The sequence below is a fragment of the Ohtaekwangia koreensis genome (assembly GCF_900167975.1).
Taxonomy (GTDB): domain Bacteria; phylum Bacteroidota; class Bacteroidia; order Cytophagales; family Cyclobacteriaceae; genus Ohtaekwangia; species Ohtaekwangia koreensis.
Genome location: NZ_FUZU01000006.1, coordinates 1 through 1955, shown reverse-complemented (window position 1 = coordinate 1955; position 1955 = coordinate 1). Strand labels below are relative to the sequence as shown.

At 44.6% G+C, this 1955-nt stretch carries 1 protein-coding gene; it reads left to right on the top strand.

Features of this window, described 5'->3' with window-relative positions; translation table 11 throughout:
- On the top strand, positions 1-1955 hold a 1955-nt coding region (locus B5Y40_RS29755), incomplete at both ends, for a hypothetical protein (RefSeq protein WP_159453843.1).

Here is a 1955-nt window from a genome sequence, read left to right as displayed (position 1 = left end):
GGTTTCTATACTGTGGTTGCAGTTGATAACACTACAACATGTCAATCTACGAAAGCGACTGTTCAGGTGCTTGATAATAGCGTAGATCCGATTGTTAGTGCTGTGCCAACCAGCAACACTGCATGTGATCCGATAAAATCGAATGGAACTATATCTGCCAACGTCGGTGGGGTGACAACAAATCATATATTCCATATTTTCAGCGGGCAAAACACATTGTCTACAAATGAAGTAGCAGGTTCACCTGCTGCGGTTGTATCAGGCCTGGCGTCTGGTGTATATACTGTTCAAGCTATTGATAATGTGACCGGATGTGCAGGCACAACAGAGGTAACGATAAATAATAACATTGTCCTTCCTACGATTACCGCAACATCAGCCGATGTCACGAATTGTTCTCCGGCAAACGGAAGCATCACGGCTGGCGTAAGCATTGGAGTGGTAGGTGACTATACATTCTCCTGGTATAATGGCAACGCACTGAAGGCTTCTCCGGATTACGCTCAAGCATCGAATGTTTTAACGGGTGTCGGAGCAGGTATATATACTGTATCTGCCTTTAACAATGTACTCGGGTGCGATGTGCAAACACCTTTTACCGTAAATGTTATAAATGCCCCCGCAACAGCAATTACCATTAATCAGCTTTTAGGCGAGCGTATCATTCCTGCCATTTGTAATGCGGGTACTGGACAAATTGGAGTACAGGCATCTTCGCCAGTAAATGTTGGTGGCTTTAGCTTTAGCTGGTATCTTGGTGATAAGAATATCGGAATGACCTTCGAAGGAAATGGACAAAATTTCCCCACGAACTCCAACCGTATCTCGAGTGCAGCATCTTCTGAGCCAATCGTTAGTGGTCTTCATACAGTGATCGCTGTAGACAACACCACAGGTTGCCAGGATTCTTTAGTTATCAATCTTCCCTATAGCGATGAGGCTGCTCTCTTGAGTGTATTGACGTTTCCTCAAACAAATTGTGCCGCACCCGATGGGGCTTTTGATGCGACGATTACGCCAAGTGCCGGAACTGTTACTGCAAATCCAACCATCGATCAGACCTGGTATGATATAAAAGTTTATCAGAAGGGATCATTGCAAATGACAGTACACGGAGCACTTCCTTCTACCGTAGTGTCTGGTCTTGCGTCCGGGAACTATACTATATTGGCCGTTGAAGTAAACCCTGCATTGCCAGGTTGTACTTCTGCACCAAACGACATCACGATTGTTGATAACACCATTGAACCTGTTATTACGGCAAATGCCTTGATTGATAACAACAATTGTACGGGTGCAGCTTTGGGGACAGGATCTATTGAACTTACGGTAGATGGTACACCTACACCGGCAGCAGGCTATACATATGCATGGCATGAAGGTAAACTAATATCAGGCACAGCCTTACCAGCATCAAACATTTTAGCACCGGGACACACAGCATTTGATATATTCGGTGGATTCTATACTATAGAAGTTACCAATACAACCAATAGCTGTAAAGGCAAGGCAACGTTCTCCATAAACGATGATCCATATGCTATATCTATAGCTTCTGCGAATTTGGCGGTGACAGATCAAACCGATTGTAGCCCTGTAAATGGATCTGCAAATGTAACAGATGTGTTAATCGATGGAGCATCTTCCGGAGGTACCGCTGGCTTTACATTTGATTGGTTTACTAGCGATGGTGTTACCGCTATACCATCTGGAGGAAACGCAGCAACCGTAGGAGCTTTGTTGGCTGCAAATGATTATTTCGTGAAAGCCACTAACACGACTTCAAATTGCGTTTCACCTCTGGTTCAATTCACAATTGATGATAATACGAACCCTCCGGCTATTGCAGAGACTATAAACAGCAATACAAATTGCGTAGGTTCTACACCGAACGGTTCGATCACAATCTCGATCAACGGCGGAGCTCCTGTTACCGACTTCACGATCGCATGGTT